The 5,770-nt window shown below is 68.2% G+C and carries 4 protein-coding genes; all 4 read right to left on the reverse strand.

Annotated features, from left to right (window positions below):
- Nucleotides 1-61: 61 nt before the first annotated feature.
- Genes greA through carA form a run of 4 tightly spaced genes read right to left on the reverse strand, consistent with a single transcriptional unit; the run spans nt 62 to nt 5,516 of the window.
- Nucleotides 62-526, reverse strand: coding sequence for a transcription elongation factor GreA (gene greA, locus QMX80_RS17955; RefSeq protein ID WP_200911415.1), 465 nt, complete (start codon nt 524-526; stop codon nt 62-64).
- 8 nt (nt 527-534) lie between these two features.
- On the reverse strand, nt 535-3,777 hold the full coding sequence (gene carB / locus QMX80_RS17960) for a carbamoyl-phosphate synthase large subunit (protein WP_055773156.1): 3,243 nt from the start codon (nt 3,775-3,777) through the stop codon (nt 535-537).
- Between the two features lie 54 nt (nt 3,778-3,831).
- Nucleotides 3,832-4,386 carry a hypothetical protein gene (locus QMX80_RS17965; protein ID WP_282278536.1) on the reverse strand — a complete coding sequence of 185 codons (555 nt, stop codon included), beginning with the start codon at nt 4,384-4,386 and terminating at the stop codon, nt 3,832-3,834.
- Complete coding sequence (carA, locus tag QMX80_RS17970; RefSeq protein WP_055773152.1) at nt 4,386-5,516, reverse strand: glutamine-hydrolyzing carbamoyl-phosphate synthase small subunit; 1,131 nt, start codon at nt 5,514-5,516, stop codon at nt 4,386-4,388. The genes QMX80_RS17965 and carA overlap by 1 nt, the downstream gene beginning before the upstream one ends.
- Between the last annotated feature and the right edge of the window lie 254 nt (nt 5,517-5,770).

The following is a 5,770-nucleotide window of genomic DNA, read 5'->3' on the forward strand; positions in this document are numbered from 1 at the left end:
CTCCTGCAGGCTTCCACCTCAAGGCAATGGCCGCGGGATGCAGGCCCCGCGGCCAGGTGCGTCAGTCGAGGTACTCGACGCTGACGATTTCGTACTCGCGCTGGCCGGCCGGCGCGGCGATGGCGACGCTGTCGCCCTCGTTCTTGCCGATCAGCGCCCGCGCCACCGGCGAGGAAATGGCGATCAGGCCCAGCTTGATGTCCGCTTCCAGGTCGCCGACGATCTGGTAGCGCTTTTCCTCGTCGCTCTCCACGTCGGCCAGCGTCACCGTCGCCCCGAACACCACGCGGCTGCCGGCGTTGAGCTTGCTGATGTCGATGATCTCGGCATGCGACAGCTCGCCTTCCAGCTGCTTGATGCGCCCTTCGATGAAGCCCTGCTCCTCGCGCGCGGCGTGGTACTCGGCGTTCTCCTTGAGGTCGCCGTGCTCGCGCGCCTCGGCGATCGCGGCGATCACCTTCGGGCGCTTCTCCGACTTCAGGTGGTCCAGTTCCTCGCGCAGGCGCTGCGCGCCCTTCAGGGTGATGGGGGCTCTCATGCGTTCAACTCCTTGTGCAGTTCCTGCAGCGACCAGACCGGGCCGGTGCCGCGGAATTCCAGCGATTGCACCAGCGCCTTGGCGCCGGCCACCGTGGTCGAATAGGTGACGCGCTGCTGCAGCGCCTCGCGGCGGATCGAGAACGAGTCATTGATCGCGGCACGGCCTTCGGTCGTGTTGACGATGTAGACGATCTCGCCGTTCTTGATGCTGTCCACGATGTGCGGGCGCCCTTCGACCACCTTGTTGACCACTTCGCAGGCGATGCCCTGCTGCTGCAGCCACGCGGCGGTGCCGCGGGTGGCGACCACCGAGTAGCCGCGCTCGACCAGGCCCTGCACCGCCGGCAGCACGCGCGGCTTGTCGGCGTCGCGCACCGAGATGAAGGCCTTGCCCGGCGGCGGGGTCTTGATGCCGCCGGCTTCCTGCGCGCGCGCGAAGGCGGCGCTGAAGCTGCGGCCCACGCCCATCACCTCGCCGGTGGAGCGCATCTCCGGCCCGAGGATCGGGTCCACGCCCTGGAACTTGGCGAACGGGAAGATGGCTTCCTTCACCGAGTAGTAGTCCGGCACGATCTCCGTCGTCGCGCCCTGCTCGGCCAGGCTCATGCCGGCCATGCAGCGGGCGGCGATCTTGGCCAGCGGCATGCCGGTGGCCTTGGACACGAACGGCACGGTGCGCGAGGCGCGCGGGTTCACTTCCAGCAGGAACACCACGTCGTTGCCGTCGGCATCGGTCTGGATCGCGAACTGCGTGTTCATCAGGCCGACGACCTTCAACGCCTTGGCCAGTTCGGTGACCTGGCGGCGCAGTTCGGCCTGGGTTTCAGCCGACAGCGAGTAAGGCGGCAGCGAGCAGGACGAGTCGCCGGAGTGCACGCCGGCTTCCTCGATGTGCTCCATCACGCCGCCGATCAGGACGTTGCCTTCGCGATCGCAGATGATGTCCACGTCGGCCTCGACGGCGGCGTCCAGGAAGTGGTCCAGCAGCACCGGCGAGTCGTTGGAGACCTTGACTGCGTCGCGCATGTATCGGGCCAGGTCGGACTCGCCATAGACGATTTCCATCGCGCGGCCGCCCAGCACGTAGCTCGGGCGCACCACCAGCGGATAGCCGATCTCGCGCGCCAGCGCCTGCGCCTCGTCGGCGGTGCGCGCGGTGCGGTTCGGCGGCTGCTTCAGGCCCAGCTCGTTGACCAGCTTCTGGAAGCGCTCGCGGTCCTCGGCCAGGTCGATGGAGTCCGGCGAGGTGCCGATCACCGGCACGCCGTTGGCTTCCAGCGCACGCGCCAGCTTCAGCGGGGTCTGCCCGCCGTACTGCACGATCACGCCCTTGGGCTGCTCCAGCTCGACGATCTCCAGCACGTCTTCCAGCGTCAGCGGCTCGAAGTACAGGCGGTCGGAGGTGTCGTAGTCGGTGGAGACGGTCTCCGGGTTGCAGTTGACCATGATGGTTTCATAGCCGTCCTCGCGCAGGGCGAGCGCGGCATGCACGCAGCAGTAGTCGAACTCGATGCCCTGGCCGATGCGGTTGGGGCCGCCGCCGAGGATCATGATCTTGTCGCGGCTGCTCGGGTTGGCCTCGCACTCGTCCTCGTAGGTCGAGTACAGGTAGGCGGTGCTGGTGGCGAACTCGGCGGCGCAGGAATCCACGCGCTTGTACACCGGGCGCACCTTGTGCGCGCGGCGCAGCGCACGGATCGCCGCCTCGTTGGTGCCGGTCAGCTGGGCCAGGCGCGCGTCGGAGAAACCCGCGCGCTTGAGCGTGCGCAGGCGCTTGCCGTCCAGCGCGTCGATGCCTTCGGCGTGCACCTGCTTCTCGTCGGCGATGATGTCCTCGATCTGGTCCAGGAACCACGGGTCGATGTAGGACAGGGCATACACGTCGTCGACGTTCATGCCGGCGCGGAAGGCGTCGCCCACGTAGAACAGGCGCTCCGGGCCGGGCGCCTTCAGCTCGCGTTTGAGCGTGGCGATGTCGTCCTCGCTGCCCAGGTCCAGGCCGGTCGGATCCAGCCCGATCTTGCCGGTTTCCAGGCCGCGCAGCGCCTTCTGCAGCGATTCCTTGAAGGTGCGGCCCATCGCCATCACCTCGCCCACCGACTTCATCTGGGTGGTCAGGCGCGCGTCGGCGGCCGGGAACTTCTCGAAAGCGAAGCGCGGAATCTTGGTGACGACGTAGTCGATGGACGGCTCGAACGAGGCCGGGGTCAGGCCGCCGGTGATCTCGTTCTTCAGTTCGTCCAGGGTATAGCCCACGGCCAGCTTGGCGGCGACCTTGGCGATCGGGAAGCCGGTGGCCTTGGAGGCCAGCGCCGAGGAACGCGACACGCGCGGGTTCATCTCGATCACCACCACGCGGCCGGTGGTCGGGCTGATGCCGAACTGCACGTTGGAGCCGCCGGTGTCCACGCCGATCTTGCGCAGAACGGCGATGGAGGCATCGCGCAGGCGCTGGTATTCCTTGTCGGTCAGGGTCTGCGCCGGCGCCACGGTGATCGAGTCGCCGGTGTGCACGCCCATCGGGTCCAGGTTCTCGATCGAGCAGACGATGATGCAGTTGTCCGCGGTATCGCGGACCACTTCCATCTCGAACTCCTTCCAGCCCAGCACCGATTCTTCCACCAGCACTTCGGTGGTCGGCGACAGTTCCAGGCCGCGGTTGACGATCTCGACCAGTTCCTCGCGGTTGTAGGCGATGCCGCCGCCGCTGCCGCCCAGGGTGAAGGACGGGCGGATGATGGTCGGGTAGCCGACCCGGGTCTGGATCTCCAGCGCCTCTTCCAGCGTGTGGGCGACGGCGGCCTTCGGGCACTCCAGCCCGATCTCGCCCATCGCCACGCGGAACAGCTCGCGGTCCTCGGCCATGCGGATGGCGTCGCGCTTGGCGCCGATCAGCTCGACGTTGTACTTCTCCAGCACGCCGTGGTCGGCCAGGTCCAGCGCGCAGTTCAGCGCGGTCTGTCCGCCCATGGTCGGCAGCAGCGCGTCCGGGCGCTCCTTGTCGATGATCTTCTCGACCGTCTGCCAGTTGATCGGCTCGATGTAGACCGCGTCGGCCATTTCCGGATCGGTCATGATCGTGGCCGGGTTCGAGTTCACCAGCACCACGCGGTAGCCCTCGTCGCGCAGCGCCTTGCACGCCTGCGCGCCGGAGTAGTCGAACTCGCAGGCCTGGCCGATGACGATCGGGCCGGCGCCGATGATCAGGATGGTTTTTAGATCGGTGCGCTTTGGCATTGTCTTCTCTAAGTCAGTACAGCGTGTCTAGGGGGAGTGATCGCACGCTGTCGATCAGGAAATCTGTCCGGGGTCCAGCTCGATGCCGCACTCGCGCTGCAGGCTTTCGGCCAGGCGCTGGCCGATGTCTTCCGGCAGTACGTTGTCGTCGCCGAATCCGTCCATGAAACGCTGGAACGCGGAGGTGCCCATGAAGGCCGCGATCTCCGCCTTGCCGGCTTCGTCCAGGCCGGTCTCCATGGCCGGCCCGCCGGCCATCGCCGCGGCCGTGGCCTGGAAGGTGCGCGCCATCCCGACGCCGGCCTCGGTGGCCATGAAGCGTTTCCAGTCGGCGATGAGCCGGTCGCCGTCGGCGCCCATGCTGTCCACCACCGACTGCTGGAACTGCGCGGTCATCAGCGCGGACACCTGCGCCGACGCGCAGGCCTTGCCCGCGCCGTCCAGCGCCTGCAGGTCCGGGACCTGCGCGATGAGCCCGCCGGTGGCATCGCCGGCCAGGCCGTCCATGCCCAGTTGCCGCATGATCCCGCCGATTTCGGCCGGGTCGGCCGGCGCCGCCGAGGCGCCGGTGGCGAGCAGCAACCCCGCCAGCAGCACGCCTGCGCGCATCAGGCCCGGGCCTCGCTCATCATCGTGATGAAGCGGTCGAACAGCGGCGCGACGTCTTGCGGACCGGGCGAGGCTTCCGGGTGGCCCTGGAAAGAGAACGCCGGCGCGTCGGTGCGCTCCACGCCCTGGACGGTCTGGTCGAACAGCGAGCGCTGGGTGACCCGCAGGTTGGGCGGCAGCGTGCTTTCGTCGATGGCGAAGCCATGGTTCTGCGAGGTGATCATCACCCGGCCGCTGTCGATGTCCTGCACCGGGTGGTTGGCGCCGTGGTGGCCGTGGCCCATCTTCATGGTGCTCGCGCCCGAGGCCAGGCCGAGCAGCTGGTGGCCCAGGCAGATGCCGAAGGTGGGGAGCTTTCTGTCCACGAATTCCCGGATCGCGGCGATGGCGTAGTCGCACGGCTCCGGGTCGCCGGGGCCGTTGGACAGGAACACGCCGTCGGGATTCATCGCCAGCACGTCCGCCGCCGGGGTCTGCGCCGGCACCACGGTGAGATCGCAGCCGCGCTCGGCGAGCATGCGCAGGATGTTGGCCTTCACCCCGAAGTCGTAGGCGACGACCTTGAATTTCGCCTCGGCCTGGACGAACTGGCCCTTGTCCAGGTCCAGCTGGCCCTGGGTCCACGGATAGGCCTTGCCGGTGCTGACCACCTTGGCCAGGTCCATGCCCTTCAGCCCCGGGAACTTGCGCGCCGCTTCCAGCGCCTTGTCCACGTCGATGTCCGGGCCGGCCATCAGCGCGCCGTTCTGGGCACCACGCTCGCGCAGGATGCGGGTCAGCTTGCGGGTGTCGATGCCGGCGATGGCGACCACGCCGCGCTGCTGCAGCCACTCCGGCAGCGACTGCTGGTTGCGCCAGCTGCTGGGGCGGCGCGGCACGTCGCGCACGATCAGGCCCGCGGCCCACACCTGCGCTGCCTCGTCGTCCTGCTCATTGGTGCCGGTGTTGCCGATGTGCGGGTACGTCAGGGTGATCATCTGCCTGGCGTAGGACGGATCGGTCAGCATTTCCTGGTAGCCGGTCATGGCGGTGTTGAACACCACCTCACCCACGGACAGGCCGGGCGCGCCTACGGATTCGCCCTCGAATACGGTGCCGTCTTCGAGCACGAGGATTGCGGCTTGGGTCACGGGAATCTCACTTTGGCTACCGAGGGGGCTCCGAAGCCACGCCTGCGCTCACGGCAAAAACCGGTTGCAAAAAAGCGCGGACGGCGGTGTGAAACCGGTCCGGCTGACGTGATTCGGCGAGCGGGAATTGTAATGGCATGGGCGCCATCGGCGCCAGCGCCGCGTAGGCCGCCGGCAACCCGCCCTGCCCTCCGGGCGGCGCCGGGTTCCCCCGCCCCCGCCCCCCCCCCGGCGCGCCCCCCAAAACGCCCCCG

It is taken from the genome of Stenotrophomonas sp. PS02297, assembly GCF_029959705.1.
In the GTDB taxonomy this organism is placed as follows: Bacteria; Pseudomonadota; Gammaproteobacteria; order Xanthomonadales; family Xanthomonadaceae; genus Stenotrophomonas; species Stenotrophomonas nitritireducens.

Coding starts and splice junctions, on each gene's coding strand:
- carB (WP_055773156.1), bottom strand. CDS start 3,777: ATGCCAAAGCGCACCGATCTAAAAACCATCCTGATCATCGGCGCCGGC.
- QMX80_RS17965 (WP_282278536.1), bottom strand. CDS start 4,386: ATGCGCGCAGGCGTGCTGCTGGCGGGGTTGCTGCTCGCCACCGGCGCC.